This is a genomic window from Streptomyces sp. NPDC047079 (assembly GCF_040643755.1).
GTDB lineage: Bacteria > Actinomycetota > Actinomycetes > Streptomycetales > Streptomycetaceae > Streptomyces.
Window position 1 is genome coordinate 1 of sequence record NZ_JBEYUZ010000031.1, and the last position, 25,881, is coordinate 25,881.

Here is a 25,881-nt window from a genome sequence, read left to right on the forward strand (position 1 = left end):
CGGCTCGACCAACGCCCAATCGTCGTCACTCAGTTCACGCCTCGCCACACGAAAGTTGTACCAGCATGGTGATCACGACTCCGTACAGGCCCTAGCCGGCTGGCGGTGCCACGCACTTGTCCGCACTCGCGACTCAACAGCGGACCAGGCGCGCCGCCTGTACGAGAGCAACGTCAAGTACTGCGAGGGCTGCGACAGCGTTCTCTTCCGTCACCTCGGAAGTCCGCAGAAGCGGTCCCCGTCGAGGTGATCCCTCATCAGCAGTTCCGTACCTGGATGGTTTCCAAGGGGGCGCGCTTCCCTGAGGATCCCAAGACGTCCGTGACCAGAGGCTGACTCTTCCTGGCACCGCCGATCGCGCCGTGCGCCTGCGTATCGGTCGAGAGATTGGGATTGAGCGTGGCCAACACCCGTGACATCGTGATGAACCTCGGCGACCCCTTCTACCCCTTGGCGCACGGCGACGCTGCCGCTCGGCAGCTCAGCGCAACCGATGTCGTGGCACGACTCCTCGCGTACAGCCTGTTCGCAGAGCGCGTGCACGTGGCCACCCGGTATGTCCTCAGCGGTGGTGCCCTGTATCAGGCCTTACGTCTGGCACCGCAGTTGCTGGAGGCCGGCCTGGTGTGTGTCGACCGCTATGAGGGCGTCAACAGTTTCGAGGATCTGGCACGCAACCACGGCAGTTATTCCCCCGATGCATTGCCACGTGCCGTCTGGCTCGACGAACATGCCGCAGCTGTGCGTTCCTTCAGGTCCAGCAGCCAGGGCGCAGTGTTTCATGCGCTGATCATGGAGGATCTCGGCCGGAGCGGTGCCCTGCGGCTACATGTTCGCGGTGGACGGCGTGGCGCTGCGGCTGCCCAAACTCGATCGCGTCCGCGAGCAGTACGCCACCTGTCCCGCCGACACCCGCGAGCGTTTCGTCGATGTCGCATCCGCTCACCTGCCCGCGCACACCACGCTGTTCCGCCGCTGGGTGGCAATGCGTTACTACCTGGTCCCGACGCTGTTCGACCCTCCGCATATGATTCGCGAGCTGCCCAAGTCGGCGGTTTCCCTGGCCGGCCGAGCAGATGCTTCCGTGAACGGGCGTTGGGCTGCACCCCTGGTCGAAAGCGATCCGATCGAACCGTTCCTCCGCTATCTGGTTCAAGTTCCGGCGTTGGCTCGACACACGCATCAAGACGCGATCCGACAGGTGATCGACACCGTACTCACGGTCCGGGAACGACGGCAGGACGCACGGCTGTCCTTCTCCCGCACGGTCGATGGCGCCTCTTCTGACGGGACAGACCTGCGTGACGTGCTTCAGCGTGAGATGGCCCGCCAGCACCGCATGACGGCACGCTCGGCTCGCAGAGCACGCTCCATGCAGTGGATCGGGGTCGGCATCGGACTGGGTTCGACCGCCGCCGGCCTTGGCCTGTCGCCGGACCTGTCCACGCTCCTGGGCCTTGCCACGACCGTCGCTCCTGCCGTGGTGGACGGCGTGATCGCCCGTATCCAGGATGGCAGGCGTCCCTGGGTGCTTGCCTACGAGGAGATCACCCAGGCTCTTTCGAAGCCGACGTTCCAGCAGGCGACCTGAGCCGGTCCTTTGCCCTGGTAGGCGGCTGCGGAGGATACGAGCAGGGACCGCTTCAGTTCGGTGGCCGCCGCGGAGTCCAGCGAGCTGCCCGAGGTCAGAAGCACCGACCCCTGCTTCTCGGCGGCGAGTGAGACCGCCGGGGCCGCATACGTGGTGCGGCTGGAGTGCAGGAGCCGGCGGACGTGGCGGCCTCGGCCGAACGCCTCCGGCACGCCACCAAGTCTCGCGCCGGTCGCCGCACGGTCGGTCTGCCCGACCCGCTGATCAGCCTCTTTCGCCGCCACCAGGAGGAGCGGGACGAGCAGCGCCGGGAGGCCGGGGCCGACTGGGAGGACAATGGCTACGTCTTCGCCTCGCCGACTGGCGGGCCGCTGAGCCCGAACACCGACTACCACGTGTGAAGCGGCTGCTTACGGACGCGGGTGTGCGGGACGGGCGCCTTGATGACGCTCGCCACGCGGCGGCCACAGTTCTCCCCGTGCTCGGTGTCCCGGATGTCATCGTGGACGCGATCATGGGCTGGGAGCCTGGTCGCGCCGCGCGGATGCGGGCCCGCTACATGCATGTGACGGGGCTCATGCTCCGGAAGGTCGCGGATCAGGTCGGCGAGAAGCTGTGGGGCTCCTCCGGAGGCAATTGAGACCAAAATTGAGACCACGCACGTCGAAGGGCCCCACCGCGAACGGTGGGGCCCTTCGACATCGTGCCCGGTGAGGCACTGGCGGAGGATACGAGATTCGAACTCGTGAGGGGTTGCCCCCAACACGCTTTCCAAGCGTGCGCCCTAGGCCTCTAGGCGAATCCTCCGCCGGAAACATTACATGACGCCGGGGAGTGCTAGCGAACTCGTTCGGGGCCCGGGCGATCAGGTAGGCTGGGGCTCAGCCCCTCACGCGGCGCTATCTGACTGAACTCCCCCAGGGCCGGAAGGCAGCAAGGGTAGGTTGGCTCTGGCGGGTGCGTGAGGGGTCTTCTGTGTTTTCCGGGAGGGGCCGGGCGGCCCTGGTGGGGGAGCCGCTCCGGGCGGGGCGTGTTGTCAGTGGGCGCCTATAACCTCGTAAGCGTGTCGTCTCTCGCGCTGTACCGCCGCTACCGCCCGGAGTCCTTCGCCGAGGTCATCGGGCAGGAGCATGTCACTGACCCGCTGCAGCAGGCGCTGCGGAACAACCGGGTCAATCACGCGTACCTGTTCAGCGGGCCCCGCGGCTGTGGCAAGACGACCAGCGCGCGCATTCTGGCGCGGTGCCTGAACTGCGAGAAGGGCCCGACGCCGACTCCGTGCGGCGAGTGCCAGTCCTGCCGTGACCTGGCGAGGAACGGACCGGGGTCCATCGACGTCATCGAGATCGACGCCGCGTCGCACGGTGGTGTGGACGACGCCCGTGACCTGCGCGAGAAGGCCTTCTTCGGACCCGCGGGCAGCCGGTACAAGATCTACATCATCGACGAGGCCCACATGGTCACGTCGGCCGGTTTCAACGCGCTGCTGAAGGTCGTCGAGGAGCCGCCCGAGCACCTCAAGTTCATCTTCGCGACCACCGAGCCGGAGAAGGTCATCGGGACCATCCGCTCGCGCACCCATCACTACCCCTTCCGGCTCGTCCCGCCGGGGACCCTGCGGGACTACCTCGCCGAGGTGTGCCAGAAGGAGGCCATCCCCGTCGAGGACGGGGTCCTGCCGCTCGTCGTGCGCGCCGGCGCGGGGTCCGTGCGTGACTCCATGTCCGTCATGGACCAGCTGTTGGCGGGGGCCGGCGCGGAGGGTGTGACCTATGCCATGGCCACCTCGCTGCTGGGGTACACGGAGGGCTCGCTCCTCGACTCCGTCGTGGAGGCCTTCGCGGCCGGGGACGGGGCCGCCGCCTTCGAGGTCGTGGACCGGGTCATCGAGGGGGGCAACGATCCCCGCCGGTTCGTCGCCGACCTGCTGGAGCGGCTGCGGGACCTGGTGATCCTCGCCGCCGTGCCCGACGCCACCGAGAAGGGGCTCATCGACGCCCCGGCCGACGTACTGGAGCGCATGCAGGCCCAGGCGGGCGTGTTCGGCCCGGCCGAGCTCAGCCGCGCCGCCGACCTCGTCAACGAGGGGCTCACCGAGATGCGGGGAGCCACCTCGCCGCGGCTCCAGCTCGAGCTGATCTGCGCGCGCGTGCTGCTGCCCGCCGCATACGCGGACGAGCGGTCGGTCATGGCCCGCCTGGACCGGCTGGAGCGGGGCGTCGACTTCTCCGGCGGCGCGGGCCCCGCCATGGGCTACGTCCCGGGTCCCGGAGCGCATGGCCCGACGGCCGGAGGACCGGTGCCGCAGGACGCGGCGCCCGTTCCGCCAGGCGGCGGTGCCGCTGCGGCCCGGGCCGCGGTGCGGGCCGGCGGAACCGGGGCCTCGGGGCCGGGCGGTGCGCCGGGTCCCGGCCCGGGCGCGGGCTCGGGCGCGTACGGCGCCGGGGGCCCGGGTGGCCACGACAGTGGGGCGACGCCCGTCACGACCCCGCCTTCCGCGCCCCGGGAGACGGCTCCCGCCGCCGCGGCTCAACCTCCGACCGCCGCTGCCCCCGCTCAGCCCCAGGCGCAGGCCGCCCCGGGCCCCGCCGCCCCCGGCGCCTGGCCCACGGCCACCGCCGCCGGCAGCGGTAGCGGCCGACGGCCCGGCGGATGGCCTACGGCTGCGCCCGCGGGCGGGGGGCAGGCCCCGGCCACGCCATCGTCGGGCCGCCCGGCCTCCGCCCCTCCGTCGTCAGGCCGTCCGGCCGCGCCCGCCCCCGCCGCATCCGCCCCGGCCGCCTCCTCCGGGCCGCCCCCGGGTTCCGCTCCGGCACCGGGCGGCCTCGACCCGCGCATGCTCTGGCCGAACATCCTGGAGGTGGTCAAGAACCGCCGCCGCTTCACCTGGATCCTGCTGAGCCAGAACGCGCAGGTGGCGGGCTTCGACGGGACGACGTTGCAACTCGGCTTCGTGAACGCGGGCGCCCGGGACAACTTCCTCAGCAGCGGCAGCGAGGACGTCCTGCGGCAGGCCCTGGCCGAGCAGTTCACCGTGCAGTGGAAGATCGAGGCGATCGTCGACCCGTCGGGCGGCTCGGCCCCGCCGGCCTCCGGTGGCTCCGGCTCCGGCGGCGGCTTCAATGCCGGTGGTGGCGTCAACGCCGGTGGGGGCGGCGGCTACGGCGCGGGAGCTCCGGCCCCGCCGCGCCCCGCCCCCCAGCAGTCGGCACCGGCAGCGCGCCCGGCCGCACCGGCGGCCCCGGCACCGGCCGGGCCCGCCTCCGCCCCGTCCCAGGCAGCTTCCCCCGCCCCGACGCGGCACGTGGTCGCCCCCGAGGACGACATGCCGGAGGACGACGACCCCGACCTCGACGAGACGGCCCTTTCCGGTCATGAACTGATCGTCCGGGAGCTGGGCGCCACCGTGGTGGAGGAGTTCTCCAACGAATAAAACGAATAAACGGATAAGCGAGGAGTCGGAGCCAGCGGCGGTGGCCTGCCCCTGTCCAGGGCACCTCTTGGGTAAAGCCACAAACGTCCGCCCGGACTCCCTTCGGTGGCCCCCACAAGGTCATCGCCTCGCGACCGTTAGGCTGACCCCGTGAAGGTCCTCGTCATCGGTAGCGGTGCCCGCGAACACGCCCTGTGCCGTTCCCTCTCCCTCGACCCCCAGGTCACCGCCCTGCACTGCGCCCCCGGCAACGCGGGCATCGCCGAGGTGGCCCAGTTGCACCGGGTCGACGCCCTCGACGGAGACGCCGTGGCCGCGTTGGCCACGGAGCTCGGTGTCGGGCTGGTCGTCGTGGGCCCCGAGGCTCCGCTCGTCGCGGGTGTCGCTGACGCCGTGCGCGCGGCCCGGATCCCCGTGTTCGGGCCGTCCAAGGAGGCCGCGCAGCTGGAGGGCTCCAAGGCGTTCGCCAAGGACGTGATGGCGACGGCGGGCGTGCCCACCGCGCGTTCGTACGTCTGCACCGGCGCCGACGAGGTCGAGGCGGCGCTCGATGCCTTCGGCGCCCCGTACGTCGTGAAGGACGACGGCCTCGCCGCCGGAAAGGGCGTCGTCGTCACCGCCGATCTCGACGCCGCCCGAGCGCACGCGGCCCACTGCGAGCGGGTCGTCATCGAGGAGTTCCTGGACGGCCCCGAGGTGTCCCTGTTCGCCATCACCGACGGCGAGACGGTCCTCCCGCTCCAGCCCGCGCAGGACTTCAAGCGCGCCCTGGACGGGGACGAGGGGCCGAACACCGGCGGCATGGGTGCGTACTCGCCGCTCCCGTGGGCCGATCCGAAGCTGGTCGAGGAGGTCCGCCAGACCGTTCTCCAGCCGACGGTCGACGAGATGCGCCGCCGTGGCACCCCGTTCTCCGGTCTGCTGTACGCGGGCCTGGCGATCACCTCGCGCGGCGTGCGGGTCATCGAGTTCAACGCCCGCTTCGGCGATCCGGAGACCCAGGTCGTCCTTGCCCGGCTGAAGACCCCGCTCGCCGGTGTCCTGCTGGCCGCGGCGAACGGCACCCTCGCCGACGTCGGCCCCCTGCGCTGGAGCGATGACGCGGCCGTCACCGTGGTCGTGGCCTCGCACAACTATCCGGGCACCCCCCGCACCGGAGACCCGATCACCGGTCTCGACGAGGTGGCTGCCGAGGATGCCCCGCACGCGTACGTCCTGCACGCGGGCACCAGGCGCGAGGGCGACGCGGTGGTGAGCGCGGGCGGTCGTGTGCTGTCCGTCACGGCGACCGGCACGGACCTCGCCGAGGCGCGCCGGCGGGCGTACGTGGCGGTGGACCGCATCCGGCTCGAGGGCTCCCAGCACCGTACGGACATCGCGGCGAAGGCCGCCCAGTCCGCCGCCCACACCGGCGCCTGAGCCCAGCCCGCTCCCCAGGCGCGCCCCCGCTCCCGGTGGGCCCCGAGCCCCGCTCCCACCCCCGGGCCTGAGCCCGCCGCCCGCCGATGAACCCCATGGGCCCCGAATCCGTCTCCGGATCCGGGGCCCACATCGTGCGCGGGAAGGGACGTGCATCGTGCGCGGGAAAGGCGCGAACCCGGGCCTGGTCCTCGCCCTGCGTCATCCACCTTTCCCCAAAGCCATTCCATCGAGTGAGCGGTGCCCCATCCGGCTGACGACGGCCGGAGCCCCAACTAGGGTGCGGCGCAAGCCGTTCCGGCACTTGGCCCACCGGCATTGCGATGTCAGTGGTGGGTGCCACAGTGGGGGAGTGAGCAACGCACGGGTGTCCGTCGACGAAGTCCGCGGCGGACACGACGGAGACCGTCACGGCGCATGGCGCGCCGGGCGCAGGCGGGCTGGACAGAGGCGGGACAGAGGGGGTGACGTCCGGTCGTGACCGGAATCGGTGTGGAGGCGGGCGCGCAGGCCGCGCGCTCACGGGCCCTTGCCGTGCTGCGGATCCGCAGCAGGGCACTGGCCGTCGCACTGCTGCCCGCCGCCGTCGCCGTCGTGCTGCTGGTCGGCGACTCCACCGGCCACATCAGCGGCGGGCACTGGGGGATCGCCCGCTGGGTCGTGACCGCCGTCGCCGCTGTGGTCCTGCTCTCGGCCGCCGGTATCGCCCTCGTCGTCGCCCGCTCCCGCCCCGCCGTCAGCCCGACGGTCCCGATCGCGGAGAACGCGGCTCCCGATCTGTACCGGATGGTCCGTGACCTGGCCGACCGCCTGGACGTCCCCGCCCCCTCCGCGATAGCGCTCACGCCCGACTGCGACAGCTGGCTGGAGGACCGCACACATCGCGCCCACGGCCCGCCGCCCCACAGCGGGGACGAGATAGCCGCGGCCCGGTGGATACGCGGCCTGTCGTCCCCCCGTGCCCACCGGGCCCCGACAGCGCCCGTGCTCGTCATAGGTTCGCCGTTCCTGTGGTGGATGCGGGTGGGCGAGCTGCGCGCGGTCCTCGCCCCCGTCGTGGCCGGCACGGGCCCGTCGGCGCACCCGGACATAGCGGCGGCCCGCCGTTTTGTACGGGGGCTGGACGCCGCCGTGGCCGTGACGTCCGCACCCGCGCACGGCGCCCTGGTGCGTACGGTGCTGGCCGGAGTCGGCTGGGTGGCCCGGCTGCTGCTGCGGAGCTGCCGGGGGCACGCGGCGGAGATGGAGCGGGGGGTGGCGGCAGCCGCGGCCGAGCGTGCACAGGCTGTGGACTACGGTCTGCGGATCGTCGCGCAGGAGCAGGTGGGGCTGGCGTACGCGGGCTGGGACCGTCTGCTGACCCGGGTCGCACTGCCGGCCTGGCGGATGGGCCGCTGGCCCTCGCGACTGGACGCGGGTGTGGTCGCGGCGCTGACGGAGCTGTCGCGACGGGACCGGCTGGCCGAGGGTTTCACCTCCCGGCTGGGCGAGCGACCGGCCTGCGACCTGCTCGAGGAGCCCGGCCTCGTCGACGAGGCGGCCTCACTGCTCGCGGCCCGGCTCTTCCACGGCGGCCCGGTCGCGCCCGGACCGGACTGGGCTCCGGTGGGCTGGCAGGAGTATCCGGAGGAGGTCGTCGACCGTAAGTGGCGCATGGACGCGGCCCGCCTCCAGCGCGTCCTGGACGCCCTGGGCGTTCACCGGTCCACGCCCCCGGCGATACCGGGTGCGGACGGCCCGACGCTGGAGCGGGTGCTGGAGTACCTGACGGTCCGGGCACCGGGGACCAAGGACGAGGCGCCGGCTCCGACCGTCCCCGACGACGACGGCGTGGTCGCCAGTGTGCGGGCCGCCGCCCTCGTCGCCGGCCTCAGCGCCGCCATGGCGCGGGAGGAGGCGGCCGTCGGCCCGGCACCGGGCGGCGGCGACACGGGGCAGGCGCCGGGCCCGGACCCGGCACTCTGGGACGAGGGAGTGCTCCCCCTGTTCCCGCTCCAGCCGCCCCGCACCGGCCGGGAACTGCTCGTGGACCACGTCACCGCGATGGTCTGCTGCGCCGCGATGGACACGGCGGGAGCGACACCGGGGCTCGACTGGCTGGACGGCCCGTCCCTCCTGGTCAGGGGCGAACGCACGGCCGACCTGGCCCCCAGGGTCCTCACCCTGGTCGAGGAGGGCGACCCGGCCCCGCTGCGCGCCTGGCTCCAGAGCCTGGGCGTGCGCCCCGAGAAGCCGGTCAGGCTCGTCTGACCTCCGGCCCACGGCAGCGGCACGCCACCCACCTGCGGAGATGCCGGACCTCGCGCATCCGCAAGCCCGACCCCTGGCCGCAGAATCCCATTCCGTTCACGTCAATTCACGACGAACGGTGACGGAGTGCGTGCGTAATGTGATGTGCTGGGACCGATCGCGCACAAGGCACATGCCAGGCAAGAGCTTAGGACGGCTCACGGGGGACGAGGGAGGGGACATCACATGGGGTCGGAGCACATCCGCCGCTGGGAGTCGGGCGCTCTCGCACATGCCGTGACGGATCCTTTCGGCCAGGGTCCCGTTCCCTGGCTCCGGGGAAGTGAGACGTACTTCGACGACACGGGGCAGGTGGTCCCGTGGTACGTGGATCCGGCACCGGCTCACATCCCGTCCCAGGGGCTCAAGGGCGCCCGTATCCCGGCGCCCCGCATCGGCGGCCCCCGCTCCGCCGACGACGTCCACCGGCAGATCAAGGGCTTCACCTCGACGGGCGCGGTGGCGCCCGGTGATGCCATCGACTTCCACATCACCGTCGATCCGCCCCAGGAGTTCGCCGTCGACGTGTACCGCATCGGGCACTACGGCGGCGACGGGGCATCCAAGATCACCACGAGTCCCCGTCTCTCCGGCATCGTCCAGCCCCCTCCGCTGACCGCCGACCGCACGGTCTCCTGCCACCACTGGTGGCTCTCCTGGCGGTTGCAGATTCCCTCGTTCTGGAGCATCGGCGCCTATGTCGCCGTCCTCACCACGGCCGACGGCTACCGCTCCCACGTGCCCTTCACCGTCCGCGACGGCCGCCCGGCGGACCTGCTCCTGCTGCTGCCCGACATCACCTGGCAGGCGTACAACCTCTACCCGGAGGACGGGCACACCGGCGCCAGCCTCTACCACGCCTGGGACGAGAACGGCCGGCTGCTCGGCGAGGCCGACGCCGCCACGACGGTCTCCTTCGACCGTCCGTACGCGGGCGCGGGCCTGCCCCTGCACGTCGGCCACGCCTACGACTTCATCCGCTGGGCCGAACGTTACGGCTACGACATCGCCTACGCCGACGCCCGCGATCTGCACGCGGGCCGCGTCGACACCACCCGCTACCGCGGCCTGGTCTTCCCCGGCCACGACGAGTACTGGTCGGCCCAGATGCGCCGCAGCGTGGAACTCGCCCGCGAGCACGGCACCTCGCTGGTGTTCCTGTCCGCCAACACCATGTACTGGCAGGTGGAGCTGAGCCCCTCGCCGTCCGGGGTCCCGGACCGGCTGCTCACCTGCCGCAAGCGCCGCGGCCCGGGGAAGCCCGCGCTGTGGCGGGAAATCGATCGTCCCGAGCAGGAGATGATCGGTATCCAGTACGCGGGACGGGTCCCCGAGCCCCACCCCCTCGTCGTCCGCAACGCCGACCACTGGCTGTGGGAGTCGACCGGCGCCCACGAGGGCGACGAACTGGACGGGATGGTCGCCGGGGAGGCGGACCGTTACTTCCCCCGGGCGCCGCTGCCCGAGCATCAGGGCCGCATCCTCCTCGCCCACTCCCCCTACAGGGACGGCGAGGATGTGCTGCGCCATCAGGAGACCTCCCTGTACCGGGCCCCCTCCGGAGCCCTGGTCTTCGCGTCCGGAACGTTCGCCTGGTCTCCCGCGCTGGACCGCCCCGGCCACACGGACACCCGCATCCAGCAGGCCACGGCGAACCTTCTGGACCGCATCTGCAAGCGGGACTGACCGTCTCCTCCAACTCTCTGTACCGGCCCCCAGCCCGTCCTCTCCCGGCCCCGGCCCTGAGCTCGCTCCTCGCATACGGGAGAATCGAGCCAATTGGACAGAACCACGGGGAGGAACCGTGTCCGGATTCGTCGAAAAGCCCGAGCCCGTCCAGGTGCCGGGTCTGGTGCATCTGCACACCGGAAAGGTGCGCGAGCTGTACCAGAACGAGGCGGGCGACCTCGTGATGGTCGCCAGCGACCGTACGTCCGCATTCGACTGGGTGCTGCCGACCGAGATCCCGGACAAGGGCCGGATCCTCACCCAGCTGTCGCTGTGGTGGTTCGACCAGCTCCGCGACCTGGTGCCGAGCCACGTCCTGAGCACCGAGCTGCCGTCCGGCGCCCCGGCCGACTGGGTCGGTCGCACCCTGGTCTGCAAGTCCCTGCGAATGGTCCCGGTGGAGTGTGTGGCCCGGGGCTATCTGACCGGCTCGGGCCTCGCCGAGTACCGGGAGTCCCGCACGGTCTGCGGCCTCGCCCTCCCCGAGGGGCTGGTGGACGGCTCGGAGCTGCCCGCGCCGATCTTCACCCCCGCCACCAAGGCCGCGGTCGGCGAGCACGACGAGAACGTCTCCTACGAGGAGGTCGCCCGTCAGGTCGGCGCCGAGACCGCCGCCCAGCTGCGGCAGGCGACCCTCGCGGTGTACAGCCGTGCCCGTGACATCGCCCGCGAGCGCGGGATCATCCTGGCGGACACCAAGTTCGAGTTCGGCCACGACGGCGACACCCTCGTCCTCGCCGACGAGGTCCTCACCCCGGACTCCTCCCGCTTCTGGCCGGCCGACCAGTGGCAGCCGGGCCGCTCCCAGCCGTCGTTCGACAAGCAGTTCGTCCGGGACTGGCTGACGTCCCCCGCCTCCGGCTGGGACCGCGCGAGCGAGCAGCCTCCCCCTGCGCTGCCGCAGGAGATCGTGGAGGCGACCCGGGCGAAGTACGTGGAGGCGTACCAGCGTCTGACGGGCGTCAGCTGGGCGTGACGGCCGTCCACCGCACACGAGGAAAGCCCCCGGCCCAAGGGCCGGGGGCTTCTCTTTGGAGCGGACGACGAGGCTCGAACTCGCGACCTCAACCTTGGCAAGGTTGCGCTCTACCAACTGAGCTACGTCCGCATTGCGCCGTTGCGCGAGAGCAACTATACCCAACGCGGAGCCCCTGCGGGACGCATCACCGGACGACGATGGTCCGACCCGGGCGTCCGACCCGGTCGGCGGGCCGCCCGACGGCGGGTGGGCGCGCGAGGTCGGCGGCGGGAAGGCGGCCCGCTCCGCGATCTCGGTTGCGGGCGTCCCGGCTGTGGTGCGGCCGGGCGGCCCGGCCCTCAGCGGTGAGGGCCCTGAACGGAGCGACAGGGCATCCAAGTGCGGTGGGCAAGGCGGCCTTTCCTCTGTGTGCCGTAAGGCAGGCCCTCGCGCGCTGTGGCCGTCCGACGCCCTGGGAAACGAGTCGCAGCCGTCCCCTGCGAGCCCGCGCCGCGGACGGCACGGCGCCCATGACCGGTCCGGACCGGCATCCGGTTTCCGGCGAATCCCCGTGGATCCGGCCCGTGGATCTGGCCCGTGCGGCGCGTGGATGTGGCCACCTTCACACCCTTCACGGGGGTCCTTCACCACCATTCCGGTGGATTCCACGCACACACGAGAAAGGCCCCGGTCCATCGACCGGGGCCTTTGCTCCATGGAGCGGACGACGAGGCTCGAACTCGCGACCTCAACCTTGGCAAGGTTGCGCTCTACCAACTGAGCTACGTCCGCATTGCCTCCGACCGGCTCTCACCGATCGGTGCGAGCACCAGCCTACCTGATCGGCCCCCAAGCTCTCGACAAGCTCGAGCAGGGGCCATGAGCGGCAGGACCGATGCCATGGAGCGGGTGACAGGGATTGCACACTGCGCCTCCCCCTTGGAAAGGGGGTGTTCTGCTACTGAACTACACCCGCGTGACTCCTCGGGTCCCGACCTTCCGGCCTTGCCCCTCGGCGTGCACCAGACTCTAGCTGATCACCTGGGGTGCAGCGCAAGTCGGCTGCGCGCGGGGCGGGATGGGGGCCGCCGGGGCGGGCACCGGTGTGCGGAGGGGGCGCGTAGGGGTGCGTGCCGGCGCGCGTGGAGCCGCCACGCCCTGCCCCACGGACAGGTCAGCGCGTCACTGCGCCTCTGCGAACGCCTCGTAGACCTTCTTCGGGATACGGCCCCGCGGCGGCACGTCCATCTTGTTGGAGCGGGCCCAGGCGCGGACGGCGGCCGGGTCCGGCGTCAACGCCGTGTGGGTGTAGGCCTTGCCGGACTTCGCCTTCTTGCGGCCTGCCTCGACGTAGGGCTCCAGCGCCTTACGCAGTTTCTTGGCATTGGCTTGATTGAGGTCGATCTCGTACGACTTGCCGTCCAGTCCGAAGACGATCGTTTCCGCCGCTTCTGAGCCGTCGATGTCGTCAAAGAGAGTGACCACGACACGCTGCGCCACGAATATCGGTCCCTTCGTGCGGCACCTCCGCGATCATCCGCCATGACGTGCGCGGACGTCCGGGGATGCCGGGGAGATGTCGACTGTCCGGCAGTAATTGGGCAAAGTATCGGCTATTGCCATTTCCTTTGTACAGTGCCCGGCATTGCATTGTGAAGACCAACGGAATACGTCCGCGTGTCCACGAGGCAATGTCCTGCAGCCGCTCTTCTGCGGTTTTTCCGAGGATTTTCCGTCCCGAGGCCGCCCGGCGTTGCGGGATCGTGATGGGGCTCACGTAGGAAGCTACGAATCTACGCGGGTAGAAATTTTGTGCGGGTAGTCTGAAGGAACCTGCTCAGCACCACACACCGGGAGTGCCAGTGGCACGCGTCGTAGTCGACGTCATGCTCAAGCCGGAGATCCTCGACCCCCAGGGCCAGGCGGTCCAGCGCGCCCTGCCGCGGCTCGGTTTCGAAGGCATCTCCGACGTACGTCAGGGAAAGCGATTCGAACTCGAGGTGGAGGGGCCGGTCGACGACGCAGCGCTCGCCCGCATCCACGATCTCGCGGAATCCTTCCTCGCCAACACCGTGATCGAGGACTTCACCGTCAAGGTGGAGGAAGTGGCGGAGGCCGCCAAGTGACCGCTCGTATCGGCGTCGTCACTTTCCCGGGAAGCCTCGACGACCGCGACACGCAACGCGCGATCCGTCTCGCGGGCGCGGAGCCCGTCGCCCTCTGGCACAAGGACAGGGACCTCAAGCAGGCCGACGCCGTGGTGCTGCCGGGCGGTTTCTCGTACGGCGACTATCTGCGCGCCGGTGCCATCTCCCGCTTCTCGCCGGTGATGGAGACCGTCATCGATCAGGCGAAGGCCGGTCTGCCGGTCCTCGGCATCTGCAACGGCTTCCAGATCCTCACCGAGGCCCACCTCCTCCCGGGTGGGATGCTCGGCAACGACCACCTCCACTTCATCTGCCGCGACCAGAAGCTGCGGGTGGAGAACGCGGGGACCGCCTGGACCGGCGACTACACCGCCGGTCAGGACATCCACATCCCGCTGAAGAACATGGACGGCCGGTACGTCGCCGACGACTACACGCTCGACAAGCTGGAGGCCGAGGGCCGCGTCGTCTTCCGTTACGTCGACTTCAACCCGAACGGCTCGCTCCGCGACATCGCCGGCATCACCAACGAGGCCGGGAACGTCGTCGGCCTCATGCCGCACCCGGAGCACGCCGTCGAGCCGCTGATCGGTACCGGCCGTACCGACGGGCTCCCGTTCTTCACGTCGATCCTCAAGAAGCTGGTGGGCGCATGAGCCGGACGCCTCTGGACACGGTCGAGCACGCGACCGCGACCCCCGACGTCGAGCTGCCCTGGGCCGAACTCGGCCTGAAGAAGGACGAGTACGAGCGGATCGTCGAGATCCTGGGCCGCCGCCCGACCGGCGCCGAGCTCGCCATGTACTCGGTCATGTGGTCCGAGCACTGCTCGTACAAGAGCAGCAAGGTCCACCTGCGCCAGTTCGGCGAGAAGGCCCCGCAGTCGGACGCCCTGCTCGTGGGCATCGGTGAGAACGCGGGCGTCGTCGACGTCGGCCAGGGCTACGCGGTCACCTTCAAGGTCGAGTCGCACAACCACCCGTCCTACGTGGAGCCGTACCAGGGTGCCGCGACCGGTGTCGGCGGCATCGTGCGCGACATCATCGCGATGGGCGCGCGGCCGGTGGCGGTCGTCGACCCGCTGCGCTTCGGCGCGGCCGACCACCCCGACACCAAGCGCGTCCTGCCGGGCGTCGTCGCCGGCATCGGCGGCTACGGCAACTGCCTGGGCCTGCCCAACATCGGCGGTGAGGTCGTCTTCGACTCCTGCTACCAGGGCAACCCGCTGGTCAACGCGGGCGCCATCGGCGTCATGCGGCACGAGGACATCCACCTCGCGAAGGCCTCCGGCGCGGGCAACAAGGTCGTCCTGTACGGCGCCCGCACGGGCGGCGACGGCATCGGCGGCGCCTCGATCCTCGCCTCCGAGACCTTCGACGACGCCAAGCCGAGCAAGCGCCCGGCCGTCCAGGTCGGCGACCCCTTCCAGGAGAAGCTCCTCATCGAGTGCACCCTGGAGGCCTTCCAGGAGAAGCTGGTCGTCGGCATCCAGGACCTCGGCGCGGCCGGTCTGTCCTGCGCCACCTCGGAGCTGGCCTCCAACGGCTCCGGCGGTATGCGGGTCACCCTGGACGACGTACCGCTGCGCGACTCCACGCTCTCGCCGGAGGAGATCCTCATGAGCGAGTCGCAGGAACGCATGTGCGCGGTCGTCGAGCCGGAGAAGGTCGACCGCTTCCTGGAGATCTGCGAGAAGTGGGACGTCATCGCCACCGTCATCGGTGAGGTGACGGACGGGGACCGTCTGGAGATCTACTGGCACGGCGAGAAGATCGTCGACGTGGACCCGCGGACGGTCGCGCACGAGGGCCCGGTCTACGAACGTCCGTACGCCCGCCCCGAGTGGCAGGACGCGCTCCAGGCGGACGACGCGAACAAGCTGCCGCGGCCGGAGACGTCCGAGGAGCTGAAGGACCAGGTCCTGAAGCTGGTGGCGTCGCCCAACCAGGCCTCCAAGAAGTGGATCACCTCCCAGTACGACCACTTCGTGCAGGGAAACACGGTCCTCGCCCAGCCCGAGGACTCCGGGATGATCCGGGTCGACGAGGAGTCCGGGCTGGGGGTCGCCATCGCGACCGACGGCAACGGTCGGTACGCGAAGCTCGACCCGTACGCGGGCGCGCAGCTCGCCCTCGCCGAGGCGTACCGGAACGTGGCGACCACGGGCGCCAAGCCGCTGGCCGTCTCCGACTGCCTGAACTTCGGCTCGCCCGAGGACCCGGCCGTCATGTGGCAGTTCGCGGAGGCCGTCCGCGGGCTCGCCGACGCCTGTCAGCAGCTGGGCACCCCGGTGACCGGCGGCAACGTCTCGCTCTACAACCAGACGGGCGAGACGGCCATCCACCCGACTCCGGTGGTGGCGGTGCTGGGTGTCATCGACGACGTCGCCCGCCGTACGCCGGTGGCCTTCCGGGAGGAGGGCCAGCTGATCTACCTTCTCGGTGACACCCGCGAGGAGTTCGGCGGCTCGGCCTGGTCGCAGGTCGTCCACGACCACCTCGGCGGTCTGCCGCCGCAGGTCGACCTCGAGCGTGAGCGGCTGCTCGGCGAGATCCTCATCTCGGCCTCCCGCGACGGCATGATCGACTCCGCGCACGACCTGTCCGACGGCGGTCTGGTCCAGGCCGTGGTCGAGTCGGCGCTGCTCGGCGGCAAGGGCGCGCGGCTGATCGTGCCGGACGGGCTCGACGCGTTCACCTTCCTCTTCTCCGAGTCGGCGGGCCGCGCGATCGTCGCGGTGCCGCGCTCCGAGGAGGTCCGCTTCAACGACATGTGCGGCGCGCGCGGCCTGCCCGCCACCCGCATCGGTGTCGTGGACGGCGACACGGTGGAACTCCAGGGCGAGTTCGAACTGTCGCTGGAGGAACTGCGCGAGGCCCACGAGGGAACCATCCCGGCGCTCCTGAAGTAGGCCCCGAAGGCCCAACGACGATGAAGGCCCCGCCCGCCTCGCGGTTGAATCCGCCCGCCGGGCGGGGCCTTCGCGTCCTGCCGAGACCGGTGCGCGCGTCCACGGCATAGGCTCACTCCCATGTCTACGGCCAGGAAACGCCCCCGGACCTACGACCCCGCCAAGATCCGCACCGCCGTCCTCACGCAGTTCGGGCATGTGCGGCAAGCCGTGCGGACCCTCACCCCCGAGCAGCTCGCGCTCCCCACCCGGCTCGGGGACTGGACCGTACGGGAGCTGGCCGTGCACATCGGCGTGGCCCTCCAGGCCGTCGGCCGCTTCCTCGACAAGCCGGAGCCGCCCCGGCAGGAAGCCACCGTCCTCGACTGGCCGTTCACCACCTCCGCCAACTCCGGTGCCCTTGCGGACATCGCCCGCGAACTGGCCGGGCGCCACCCCGACCTGGACGCCTTCCTCGCCGACATCGAGAAGCGCTTCACGGAACGCCTCGCCGAACAGCCCGCCACCCGAATGCTCGACACAGCCGCGGGCGCCATGCCCCTGGGCGACTATCTCGTCACCCGCACCGTCGAACTCGTCGTCCACACCGACGACCTGAACGCCGCTGTACCGGGGCTCGACATCCCGTACGACCGTCAGGCCCTCGCCGCCTGCACCCGGTTGCTGGCCGACGCGCTCGCCGTCCGGGCGCCCGGCGCCTCGACCGAGGTACGCGTGCCGCCGTACGCCGTCGTGCAGTGCATCGAGGGGCCCCGGCACACCCGCGGCACCCCGCCGAACGTCGTCGAGACCGACCCGCTGACCTGGGTGCGGCTGGCGACGGGCCGTACCGCGTGGCACTCCGCCCTCGCGGACGCCAAGGTCAGCGCGAGCGGCGAGCGGGCCGACCTGGGAGACCTGCTGCCCCTGATGGCCTGATGGCCGGGCCGGGCCGGGCAGGGCCGGTGTGGGGCGGGGCTGCGGCCGGGAACCGCCTCCGGGCCTCACCCGTCCCACCCCCATGGACAAGCACCGACTGACCCTCACCGTGCTGACCCTGCTCCCGCTCGCCGTGGCCTGCGGCACCGGATCCGGTGCCGGCGGCAGCGTCTCCGTCGCACCGAGCACCGGCCCGTCCGTCACCGGCGTCCACTGGCGCGTCGACAGCCTCACCGCCGACGGCATCACCCGAAAGGCCCCCGGCAGCGCATATCTCCGGATCGACGACCACGGCCGGGCCCGGGGAAACTACGGCTGCAACGACTTCGGCGCGCCCGCCACCCTCCGTGGCGACCGCATCGACTTCGGTCCCGCCCAGGCCACCGAGATGGCCTGCGACCAGGCCCCGATGGCGTTCGAGGCGGCCTTCTCCCGGACGCTCGCGGACGGCTCGCTCACCGCCGCCGTCGACCGTGACGCACTGACGCTCACCACCGGGGACGGCGACCGTGTGCGCCTGACCAGGCAGGGCGACGCGCCGCTGTACGGCACCAGGTGGCGGATCACCGCGCTGGTCGACGGCCAAGTGGCCTCCTCGCTGCCCGCCGCGGCCGCCGGCAAGGCGTGGTTCACGCTGGACAGGAAGACGGGTACGGCGTCCGGCGGTCTCGGCTGCAACCGGTTCACCGCGAAGGCGACCGTACGGGACGGTCATCTCACGCTGGGCAGCCTCAGGACCACCCGGAAGATGTGCGACGGCTCACTCATGGACACCGAGAAGAGCATCGGCGAACGCCTCGGCCGACCGCTCGCCTACCGGCTCGAGCACCGCGGGATCTCGCTGACCAGCGAAAACGGCAAGGGTATCGACGCGGTCGCCGAACCGTGAGCCCGAGCGACCGGTGAGGCCGGGCACCGTACGGGGCAGATGACCGGATTCGGACCAGTGCACGATCTCGCCTACACTCGGTGGCGTGCCACGTGGTGACGGTCGACTCAATCACGATCTGCTCCCCGGTGAGAAAGGCCCCCAGGACGCGTGTGGCGTCTTCGGTGTCTGGGCTCCGGGCGAAGAGGTCGCAAAACTCACGTACTTCGGGCTCTACGCCCTCCAGCACCGGGGTCAGGAATCCGCGGGAATCGCGGTCAGCAACGGCTCCCAGATCCTCGTCTTCAAGGACATGGGCCTGGTCTCCCAGGTCTTCGACGAGACCTCGCTCGGTTCGCTCCAGGGTCACATCGCGGTCGGACACGCCCGCTACTCGACCACCGGCGCCTCCGTCTGGGAGAACGCCCAGCCGACGTTCCGGGCCACGGCGCACGGCTCGATCGCACTCGGTCACAACGGCAACCTCGTCAACACGGCGCAGCTCGCCGAGATGGTCGCCGACCTCCCCAAGGACAACGGCCGTGCCACGCAGGTGGCCGCCACGAACGACACCGACCTGGTCACGGCCCTTCTCGCCGGCCAGGTGGACGACGACGGCAAGCCGCTGACCGTCGAGGAAGCGGCCGCCAAGGTCCTGCCGCAGGTCAGGGGTGCCTTCTCGCTCGTTTTCATGGACGAGCAGACCCTGTACGCGGCCCGTGATCCGCAGGGCATACGCCCACTGGTCCTCGGCCGGCTCGAGCGCGGCTGGGTTGTCGCCTCGGAGACCGCCGCCCTCGACATCACAGGCGCCAGCTTCGTCCGCGAGATCGAGCCCGGCGAGTTCGTCGCGATAGACGAGAACGGACTGCGCACCTCGCGATTCGCGGAAGCGAAGCCCCGCGGCTGTGTCTTCGAGTACGTGTACCTGGCCCGCCCGGACACCGACATCGCCGGCCGGAACGTCCACCTCTCGCGCGTCGAGATGGGCCGCCGTCTGGCCAAGGAGGCGCCCGTCGAGGCCGATCTGGTCATAGCGACGCCCGAGTCCGGGACCCCCGCCGCGATCGGTTACGCGGAGGCGTCCGGGATTCCGTTCGGCGCCGGCCTGGTGAAGAACGCGTACGTCGGCCGCACCTTCATCCAGCCCTCGCAGACCATTCGCCAGCTCGGTATCCGGCTGAAGCTGAACCCCTTGAAGGAAGTCATCAAGGGCAAGCGCCTGGTCGTCGTGGACGACTCGATCGTGCGCGGCAACACCCAGCGCGCGCTGGTGCGGATGCTGCGCGAGGCGGGCGCCGCCGAGGTACACATCCGGATCTCCTCCCCGCCGGTGAAGTGGCCCTGCTTCTTCGGCATCGACTTCGCCACCCGCGCCGAGCTGATCGCCAACGGCATGACGATCGAGGAGATCGGCACCTCGCTGGGCGCCGACTCCCTGGCGTACATCTCCCTCGACGGCATGATCGAGGCGACCACCATCGCCAAGCCGAACCTGTGCCGGGCCTGCTTCGACGGGGAGTACCCGATGGAGCTGCCCGACCCGGAGCTGCTGGGCAAGCAGCTGCTGGAGACCGAGCTGGCGTCCGGTCCGGCCGCCACGGCCGCGGCCGACGCGATCCGTCGCCCGTGACACCTGCCGTACGACACGAAAGTTCTCATCGTCATGTCTGAGACCATCAGTGCCGAGGGCGGCGCCAGCTACGCAGCAGCGGGCGTCGACATCGAAGCGGGCGACCGCGCCGTGGAGCTCATGAAGGAGTGGGTGAAGAAGACGCAGCGGCCCGAGGTCCTCGGTGGCCTCGGCGGCTTCGCAGGCCTCTTCGACGCCTCCGCCCTCAAGCGCTACGAGCGTCCGCTGCTCGCCTCCGCCACCGACGGCGTCGGCACCAAGGTCGACATCGCGCGCCGTATGGGCGTCTACGACACCATCGGCCACGACCTGGTGGCCATGGTCATGGACGACATCGTGGTGTGCGGTGCCGAGCCGCTGTTCATGACCGACTACATCTGCGTCGGCAAGGTCCACCCCGAACGCGTCGCCGCGATCGTGAAGGGCATCGCGGAGGGCTGTGTGCTGGCGGGATGCGCCCTGGTGGGCGGTGAGACCGCCGAACACCCCGGCCTCCTCGGTGAGGACGACTTCGACGTCGCGGGCGCCGGTACGGGCGTTGTGGAGGCCGACCGGCTGCTGGGCGCCGAACGCATCCGCGAGGGTGACACGGTGATCGCCATGGCCGCCTCCGGACTTCACTCGAACGGGTACTCGCTGGTCCGGCACGTTCTCCTGGACCGGGCGAAGCTCGGCCTCGACCGGCATGTCGAGGAGCTGGGCCGCACCCTCGGCGAGGAGCTGCTCGAGCCCACGAAGATCTACTCGCTGGACTGCCTGGCCCTGACCCGCACCGCCGAGGTACACGCGTTCAGCCACATCACCGGTGGCGGGCTCGCGGCCAACCTGGCGCGGGTGATCCCGGACGGTCTGCACGCCGTCGTCGACCGGTCCACCTGGACCCCTGCTCCGGTGTTCGAACTCGTCGGGAAGAGCGGCGGCGTGGAGCGCCTGGAGCTGGAGAAGACGCTGAACATGGGCGTCGGCATGATCGCGATCGTCCCCGAGCAGTCGGCGGATGTCGCGCTCGCCGCACTGGCCGACCGCGGCGTCGAGGCGTGGGTCGCCGGCGAGATCACCGGCCGGGGCGACCACGAGACGGGTGCGGCCCTGGTGGGCGACTACGCGGGCTGAGCCACGGCGGACAGCACAGAACCCGGTCCGTGGCCAGGGCCACGGACCGGGTGGGAGTTCAGTGCAGGGTCAAGCGCCGCGGCGACGCTGCTGCGGGGACTGTTCGTCCTCGTCCTCGTCGTCGTCCTCGTAAAGGTCGGCGTACCGTGCGTACAGGTCGTCGTCGTGCTCATCGTCCTCGAACCGGTCGCCGTTAGGCGACGCGTTCGACGTCGATGCGCCCAGCTCCTCGGCCAGGCGTGAGAGGTCCGTCCCACCGCTGTTGTACTTCAGCTGGCGGGCGACCTTCGTCTGCTTGGCCTTGGCCCGGCCGCGCCCCATGGCTCGACCCCCTCAACGACGGGGCTCGACGGCCCCAGAGTCTTGACACGCGTTCATGATCCGGAACGGGCTCTCCGCGGAGAGACCGGTCCGTAGGGCTTCCACGGTACCTGAGCCCACGCCCATACGGTACGTCGCCCGCAGGGCGGGCGTGTGCACACAACCGTCGAGGCGCCCCGTCCTCGCTGGTCACGGGCGATTTTAACCACTTATTGGCGGGCGACCCGCCGATAAGAGTGAGAGTTCTCTCCAACCTCCCATCGGCGGGTACCGGTCAAAGCCGTGCGGCACCCCCGGGGAGGGCCCCCGAAAGAGACCCCGTCCGCGCCTCCGCCATCCGCTGCTCGGCGATCCGGTCGGCCGCCGCAGCCGGCGGAATACCGTCCTCCTTCGCACGTGCGAATATGGCCAGCGTGGTGTCGAAGATCTTCGCCGCCTTGGCCTTGCACCGGTCGAAGTCGAAGCCGTTCAGCTCATCCGCCACCTGGATGACACCGCCGGCGTTGACGACGTAGTCGGGGGCGTACAGGATCCCGCGGTCGGCGAGGTCCTTCTCCACCCCGGGGTGGGCGAGCTGGTTGTTGGCCGCGCCGCACACCACCTTGGCCGTCAGCACCTGCACGGAGTCGTCGTTGAGCGCGCCACCGAGCGCGCAGGGCGCGTAGATGTCGAGGCCCTCGGTGCGGACGAGGGCGTCGGTGTCGGCGGCCACGGCCACCTCGGGGTGCGCGTCGGTGACCCGGCGCACGGCATCGGAACGCACATCCGTGATCACGACCTGGGCGCCGTCCTCCAGCAGATGCCGGACCAGGTAGTGCCCGACCTTGCCGACGCCCGCGATACCTACCTTGCGCCCGCGTAGGGTGGGGTCGCCCCACAGGTGCTGGGCCGAGGCCCGCATGCCCTGGAAGACGCCGTACGCGGTCAGGACGGAGGAGTCGCCCGCGCCGCCGTTCTCCGGAGAGCGGCCGGTGGTCCAGGGGCACACGCGCGCCACGACGTCCATGTCGGCGACGTAGGTGCCGACGTCACAGGCGGTGACGTACCGACCGCCGAGCGAGGCCACGAAACGGCCGTACGCGAGCAGCAGCTCCTCGGTCTTGATCCGCTCGGGGTCACCGATGATCACGGCCTTGCCGCCGCCGTGGTCGAGCCCGGCCATGGCGTTCTTGTACGACATCCCGCGGGCGAGGTTCAGCGCGTCGGCGACGGCCTCCTCCTCGGTCGCGTACGGGTAGAAGCGTGTGCCGCCGAGCGCGGGGCCCAGGGCGGTGGAGTGGATCGCGATGACGGCCTTGAGGCCACTGGCCCGGTCCTGGCAGAGGACAACCTGTTCGTGGCCTCCCTGGTCCGAGCGGAACAGGGTGTGCAGGACGCCGTCGGTTACGTCGGTCACGGTGGTGACTCCCGGTGGAGTAGCGGCGGTTGGGGGCGGGTCCCCGTGCGGGTGGCGGGGCCCGTGGGCATGAGAGTAGAGCGTGCGGGCCCCCGCCAGCCGCGCAGTGCCGAGGATCACCCTCCCTCGGAGTACACCGAGACCGGTTCGTGGGACGATTTGCAATGGTTTTCCACCTCGTCCGGGCTCGTTCGGGCCGCGCCCGGACGGGTTTCGCGTCGGGTCCGATGGGGAGGGAGCAGGCGTGCCCAAGGTGTCCTCGGTGATCGTCCCGTACGCGTCCTATTTGCGGGTGTACGAACCGCTGGCCGCCTTCCCTGAACCGGAACGCAGCCACTGGGCGCGCTACGCCCGACGTACCGACCGCCCCTCGTACCAGGACGAACTGCGTCGCTCACTCGCCGACTTGGTGCCCACGCCGCCGGTCGCGGTGCCGGTGCACGAGAGCGGCGACGCCTTTGTGACCGAGGTCGACGGGGTGGTGTGCGTCTGCCCGTGGCGCACCCGGCTGCGCGGCTGGCAGGCCCTCGGAGAGCTGGCGCAGAATCTGCCGGCGGCGGTCCTGGACGCGGTCCTGCCGCCGGTCGTGCGGCGCCAGGCCGCACAGGACTACGAGCGCTGGCTCGAGCGCAATCCGGACGCCCGGCCGTGGATCCGGACCGCGACCTGGCAGGTGCCGCTGAACTGGTTCGCGCTGGTCTCCGACGAGGAGCGCAGATTCGAGAAGGGGTCCGCCGAGGTTCCCCCGATGCTGCGGTACCGCACGCCCATGGTGCAGGCACGACGGCGCACCGCGCGGGCGCTGCGGACCCTGAGGGACGCCATCGACGAGGGGCCGCTGATCGATGGTCTGGTGGACGTGGGGCGGTGGCTGGAGGAGTTCCATCCGCGGTCGCTGGTCGAGCTGGACTATGGCGGGCTCGTCCATGTCCTGCCGCCCGCGGAGCTGGACGGGGATCACTCGGCGGCGGACGTGGCGGCGGGTATCGAGGCCCTGCGGAACGGGGACGGGGTGGCGGCCGGGGAGGCGTACGGGCGGCTGGTGGAGCGCTGGCGGGCCGTGCGGGACCGTCGCTCGGCGAACTGAGGGCGGTCCCGCGAGGGGGCCTTCGGGAACCAGTGCACGAATTGTGACCTGCGAGACATGGTGAAGTGACAACCCTTGGCCCATGGTTGACGTGCCACAGGTCGGCCGGGGGACGTAGGTCTCGATCCGGGCTTATGCCGTCAAGCGTGACGGACGGCACTTACAAGGACCTTGCGTCTTACGGCCCTCCTCATGCCAAAATAGGACAAGGAGTCCGGGGGAGGCTCCTTCTGCCCACTTGGCACCACTTATGGGCGGAATCTCAGCATTGCACTCTTTGGGGGTTCTGGTGGCTTCCGATCACCCTGTGACTGATCGTCACAGTGGCGTGACTGTCCGCTATGGCATGGTCCATCGGCTTCCGTCGCTGATGGACACCTGGGAGGGCAATTCCATCGGTTTGGCCGACGCGGCTGGACAGATGGTGTAGTTGTAGTGCCGAGGACAAGCCGTTCGTCCTATAACCGACTCGACTCGCGTCCGCCATTTCGGGCAACGCGGGTCAAGGTGCAGAATTTAGAGGAAAGAACCGAGAAGGTTCGGTTCTCCCGAGGAGGCCGCTCATGACCGCTCGCACCCCTGATGCCGAGCCGCTGCTGACCCCGGCTGAGGTCGCCACGATGTTCCGCGTCGACCCCAAGACGGTCACGCGGTGGGCGAAGGCCGGCAAGCTCACGTCGATTCGCACGCTCGGCGGGCACCGCCGCTACCGCGAGGCTGAGGTCCGCGCCCTGCTCGCGGGCATCCCGCAGCAGCGCAGCGAGGCCTGAACAACTGCATAGCCGGACATTTCGGCAGGTCCCCCAATCTGCCGCGACGTCCGAACCACAGCTCCAAACGACGCGGGTCCTGCCCCAACAGGGCCCTCGCCCACGGTCAGTAGAGGCACGACAGGGTGCGTCGTCGATCGCGCTGGACTCCGCCGGGTCCAGCGCGATCTTTTTTGTGCCCTGATCAGGCGATGTGGGGCCGAGCTGTGAGCGGCCTTGTCGGAGTCTGAGGAGGGGTGTCGGATCTGCTGTGCGGAACCTCAGGAGAGAGTGCAATTGCACATATTAAATTGACCCATTGTAGGAGGGGTGTAAGTTCGCCGGTTCCAGAAACTTGTGCGGTGACACCCGTCACACGCCCGAGGTCTTGTGCTGTTCATGATGTCCTTGTTAACGGAACACCGTTGTGAGGCACGGGTGTTGGGTGGGCCGTACGTCCAGGAGTGCCCCGGCGGACCCCCAGCCAACCCCCTTGGTGACCGCGCTGTGAGGCCGGCTCACGCCGTGGCGGGGCGGTCCTCCTCCTCGGGAACTGTCCCGGGGCCGTCCTCCTCCCGCTGGCCGGGCTCCATGGCCAGCCGCAGAAGGTGATGGCAGACCGCGCAGCGCCGCGTCAGATGCCGGTACCCGGAAGCGGCGGACAGATGGGCACGGAGCAGAGCACGGGTCTCGTGCCGAGCGGACGCCGCCATACGCCACCTCCCCAGGGGCCCGCACCGGCAGGGCCCTGACTTCTGGGTACCGGCGGAAGGTGACGCCGTCAAGACACCCCGGAACCCGCAGAGCGCGCGCGCCGCCGGGAACTCGGCATCCCGGATGCGCACGGGACGACGCTCGCTGGGCCGCCGGCGAGGATGCCGGAGCCGCCGAGGGCGGGGAGGGCGGGGAGGGCGGCTAGGACGGCAAGGGAGTGCGAGGGGCGGCGGAGGCGCCGGGGCGTCGAAGGTGCCTGGAACGCCGAAGACGGCGACGGCGGGAAGTCCAAGGTGCCGGTGCGCCCGGGGCGCCGAGGGCACCCAAGGCACCGGAGACACCTGGGGCGCCGGACGAGTCATTCCGAATGCTGACGGCGCGTCCGGGACGAGGCCCCCGGCGAGAACCCGGGGCCTTGGAGTTGCCGCTGTACGGCAGTGGAGTACCGGGGCTCATGGTGGGGCGGCGTGGCAGGGCGCGGTAACGGCACGGAAAAGCCCCGCATCCGACATGGATACGGGGCCTCGCTGCGGTCCTGACGGGATTTGAACCCGCGGCCTCCACCTTGACAGGGTGGCGAGCACTCCAAACTGCTCCACAGGACCA

The 25,881-nt window shown here is 70.5% G+C and carries 19 protein-coding genes, 5 tRNA genes, 1 other RNA gene and 1 pseudogene; 17 read left to right on the top strand and 9 right to left on the bottom strand.

Features of this window, described 5'->3' with window-relative positions:
• Positions 1–829 precede the first annotated feature (829 nt).
• Both ABZ823_RS27150 and ABZ823_RS27155 read left to right on the top strand, forming a co-directional pair.
• Entirely contained in the window at positions 830–1,591 is a 762-nt protein-coding gene (locus ABZ823_RS27150) for a hypothetical protein (RefSeq protein WP_361665486.1), read from the top strand.
• A gap of 215 nt (positions 1,592–1,806) precedes the next feature.
• Positions 1,807–2,231: pseudogene (locus ABZ823_RS27155) on the top strand (tyrosine-type recombinase/integrase); the annotation flags it as partial.
• 79 nt (positions 2,232–2,310) lie between these two features.
• Here the strand turns inward: ABZ823_RS27155 and ABZ823_RS27160 are convergent.
• A tRNA-Ser gene (locus ABZ823_RS27160) sits at positions 2,311–2,398 on the bottom strand.
• A gap of 73 nt (positions 2,399–2,471) precedes the next feature.
• On the opposite strand from ABZ823_RS27160, the gene ffs reads away from it, so the two are divergent.
• The 6 genes from ffs (at position 2,472) to ABZ823_RS27190 (ending at position 11,436) form a co-directional block, all read left to right on the top strand.
• Positions 2,472–2,568: signal recognition particle sRNA small type (gene ffs, locus ABZ823_RS27165), an RNA gene on the top strand.
• An 86-nt stretch (positions 2,569–2,654) separates the two neighbouring features.
• Complete coding sequence (locus ABZ823_RS27170; protein WP_361665487.1) at positions 2,655–5,024, top strand: DNA polymerase III subunit gamma and tau; 2,370 nt, start codon at positions 2,655–2,657, stop codon at positions 5,022–5,024.
• Between the two features lie 150 nt (positions 5,025–5,174).
• Positions 5,175–6,443 (top strand): phosphoribosylamine--glycine ligase, encoded by a 1,269-nt coding sequence (gene purD / locus ABZ823_RS27175; RefSeq protein ID WP_361665488.1) that lies wholly within the window; start codon positions 5,175–5,177, stop codon positions 6,441–6,443.
• A gap of 477 nt (positions 6,444–6,920) precedes the next feature.
• Entirely contained in the window at positions 6,921–8,693 is a 1,773-nt protein-coding gene (locus ABZ823_RS27180) for a hypothetical protein (RefSeq protein ID WP_361665489.1), read from the top strand.
• Between the two features lie 225 nt (positions 8,694–8,918).
• Positions 8,919–10,418, top strand: coding sequence for a N,N-dimethylformamidase beta subunit family domain-containing protein (locus ABZ823_RS27185; protein WP_361665490.1), 1,500 nt, complete (start codon positions 8,919–8,921; stop codon positions 10,416–10,418).
• Between the two features lie 118 nt (positions 10,419–10,536).
• Positions 10,537–11,436: a phosphoribosylaminoimidazolesuccinocarboxamide synthase gene (locus tag ABZ823_RS27190; protein WP_361665491.1), complete on the top strand. Its 900-nt coding sequence runs from the start codon at positions 10,537–10,539 to the stop codon at positions 11,434–11,436.
• Positions 11,437–11,492: 56 nt separating this feature from the next.
• Here ABZ823_RS27190 and ABZ823_RS27195 read toward each other — a convergent pair.
• The 4 genes from ABZ823_RS27195 to ABZ823_RS27210 all read right to left on the bottom strand — a co-directional run bounded on the left by ABZ823_RS27195 (position 11,493) and on the right by ABZ823_RS27210 (position 12,918).
• Positions 11,493–11,568 (bottom strand) — tRNA-Gly (locus ABZ823_RS27195).
• A gap of 566 nt (positions 11,569–12,134) precedes the next feature.
• Positions 12,135–12,210: transfer RNA gene (locus tag ABZ823_RS27200), tRNA-Gly, on the bottom strand.
• A gap of 109 nt (positions 12,211–12,319) precedes the next feature.
• A tRNA-Gly gene (locus ABZ823_RS27205) sits at positions 12,320–12,394 on the bottom strand.
• Positions 12,395–12,600: 206 nt separating this feature from the next.
• Positions 12,601–12,918: an Lsr2 family protein gene (locus tag ABZ823_RS27210; RefSeq protein ID WP_361665492.1), complete on the bottom strand. Its 318-nt coding sequence runs from the start codon at positions 12,916–12,918 to the stop codon at positions 12,601–12,603.
• Positions 12,919–13,280: 362 nt separating this feature from the next.
• On the opposite strand from ABZ823_RS27210, the gene purS reads away from it, so the two are divergent.
• The 7 genes from purS (at position 13,281) to purM (ending at position 21,008) form a co-directional block, all read left to right on the top strand.
• Complete coding sequence (purS, locus tag ABZ823_RS27215; protein ID WP_361665493.1) at positions 13,281–13,544, top strand: phosphoribosylformylglycinamidine synthase subunit PurS; 264 nt, start codon at positions 13,281–13,283, stop codon at positions 13,542–13,544.
• Positions 13,541–14,221 (top strand): phosphoribosylformylglycinamidine synthase subunit PurQ, encoded by a 681-nt coding sequence (purQ, locus tag ABZ823_RS27220; RefSeq protein WP_361665494.1) that lies wholly within the window; start codon positions 13,541–13,543, stop codon positions 14,219–14,221. The genes purS and purQ overlap by 4 nt, the downstream gene beginning before the upstream one ends.
• Positions 14,218–16,476: a phosphoribosylformylglycinamidine synthase subunit PurL gene (purL, locus tag ABZ823_RS27225; protein ID WP_361665495.1), complete on the top strand. Its 2,259-nt coding sequence runs from the start codon at positions 14,218–14,220 to the stop codon at positions 16,474–16,476. The genes purQ and purL overlap by 4 nt, the downstream gene beginning before the upstream one ends.
• Positions 16,477–16,596: 120 nt before the next feature.
• The gene (locus ABZ823_RS27230) at positions 16,597–17,394 is read left to right on the top strand and encodes a sterol carrier family protein (protein ID WP_361665496.1); all 798 of its coding nucleotides are present in this window, start codon (positions 16,597–16,599) and stop codon (positions 17,392–17,394) included.
• A gap of 82 nt (positions 17,395–17,476) precedes the next feature.
• Entirely contained in the window at positions 17,477–18,283 is an 807-nt protein-coding gene (locus ABZ823_RS27235; protein ID WP_361665497.1) for an META domain-containing protein, read from the top strand.
• Between the two features lie 85 nt (positions 18,284–18,368).
• Positions 18,369–19,895, top strand: coding sequence for an amidophosphoribosyltransferase (gene purF, locus ABZ823_RS27240; RefSeq protein WP_361665498.1), 1,527 nt, complete (start codon positions 18,369–18,371; stop codon positions 19,893–19,895).
• Between the two features lie 33 nt (positions 19,896–19,928).
• Entirely contained in the window at positions 19,929–21,008 is a 1,080-nt protein-coding gene (gene purM / locus ABZ823_RS27245) for a phosphoribosylformylglycinamidine cyclo-ligase (protein WP_361665499.1), read from the top strand.
• A gap of 69 nt (positions 21,009–21,077) precedes the next feature.
• On the opposite strand, the gene ABZ823_RS27250 is transcribed toward purM, so the two are convergent.
• Positions 21,078–21,329: a DUF3073 domain-containing protein gene (locus ABZ823_RS27250; protein ID WP_361665500.1), complete on the bottom strand. Its 252-nt coding sequence runs from the start codon at positions 21,327–21,329 to the stop codon at positions 21,078–21,080.
• A gap of 274 nt (positions 21,330–21,603) precedes the next feature.
• Positions 21,604–22,725 (bottom strand): Glu/Leu/Phe/Val dehydrogenase dimerization domain-containing protein, encoded by a 1,122-nt coding sequence (locus tag ABZ823_RS27255; protein ID WP_361665501.1) that lies wholly within the window; start codon positions 22,723–22,725, stop codon positions 21,604–21,606.
• 244 nt (positions 22,726–22,969) lie between these two features.
• Between ABZ823_RS27255 and ABZ823_RS27260 the strand changes: the two genes are divergently transcribed.
• Both ABZ823_RS27260 and bldC read left to right on the top strand, forming a co-directional pair.
• A complete protein-coding gene (locus tag ABZ823_RS27260; RefSeq protein WP_361665502.1) occupies positions 22,970–23,812 on the top strand; it encodes a hypothetical protein in 843 nt (280 codons plus the stop codon).
• Between the two features lie 563 nt (positions 23,813–24,375).
• A complete protein-coding gene (gene bldC, locus ABZ823_RS27265; RefSeq protein WP_003949541.1) occupies positions 24,376–24,582 on the top strand; it encodes a developmental transcriptional regulator BldC in 207 nt (68 codons plus the stop codon).
• A 497-nt stretch (positions 24,583–25,079) separates the two neighbouring features.
• Here the strand turns inward: bldC and ABZ823_RS27270 are convergent, their stop codons facing one another.
• Positions 25,080–25,274, bottom strand: a complete 195-nt coding sequence (locus ABZ823_RS27270; protein WP_361665503.1) for a DUF6274 family protein — start codon at positions 25,272–25,274, stop codon at positions 25,080–25,082.
• 531 nt (positions 25,275–25,805) lie between these two features.
• Positions 25,806–25,880: transfer RNA gene (locus ABZ823_RS27275), tRNA-Asp, on the bottom strand.
• Position 25,881: the final 1 nt, after the last annotated feature.

Bases quoted from the DNA above. Each gene is read 5' to 3' on its own strand.
- ABZ823_RS27230 (WP_361665496.1), top strand. From the start codon at position 16,597: ATGTCTACGGCCAGGAAACGCCCCCGGACCTACGACCCCGCCAAGATC.
- purL (WP_361665495.1), top strand. From the start codon at position 14,218: ATGAGCCGGACGCCTCTGGACACGGTCGAGCACGCGACCGCGACCCCC.
- ABZ823_RS27250 (WP_361665500.1), bottom strand. From the start codon at position 21,329: ATGGGGCGCGGCCGGGCCAAGGCCAAGCAGACGAAGGTCGCCCGCCAG.
- ABZ823_RS27270 (WP_361665503.1), bottom strand. From the start codon at position 25,274: ATGGCGGCGTCCGCTCGGCACGAGACCCGTGCTCTGCTCCGTGCCCAT.
- purM (WP_361665499.1), top strand. From the start codon at position 19,929: ATGTCTGAGACCATCAGTGCCGAGGGCGGCGCCAGCTACGCAGCAGCG.
- ABZ823_RS27235 (WP_361665497.1), top strand. From the start codon at position 17,477: ATGGACAAGCACCGACTGACCCTCACCGTGCTGACCCTGCTCCCGCTC.
- ABZ823_RS27185 (WP_361665490.1), top strand. From the start codon at position 8,919: ATGGGGTCGGAGCACATCCGCCGCTGGGAGTCGGGCGCTCTCGCACAT.
- ABZ823_RS27150 (WP_361665486.1), top strand. From the start codon at position 830: ATGTTCGCGGTGGACGGCGTGGCGCTGCGGCTGCCCAAACTCGATCGC.
- bldC (WP_003949541.1), top strand. From the start codon at position 24,376: ATGACCGCTCGCACCCCTGATGCCGAGCCGCTGCTGACCCCGGCTGAG.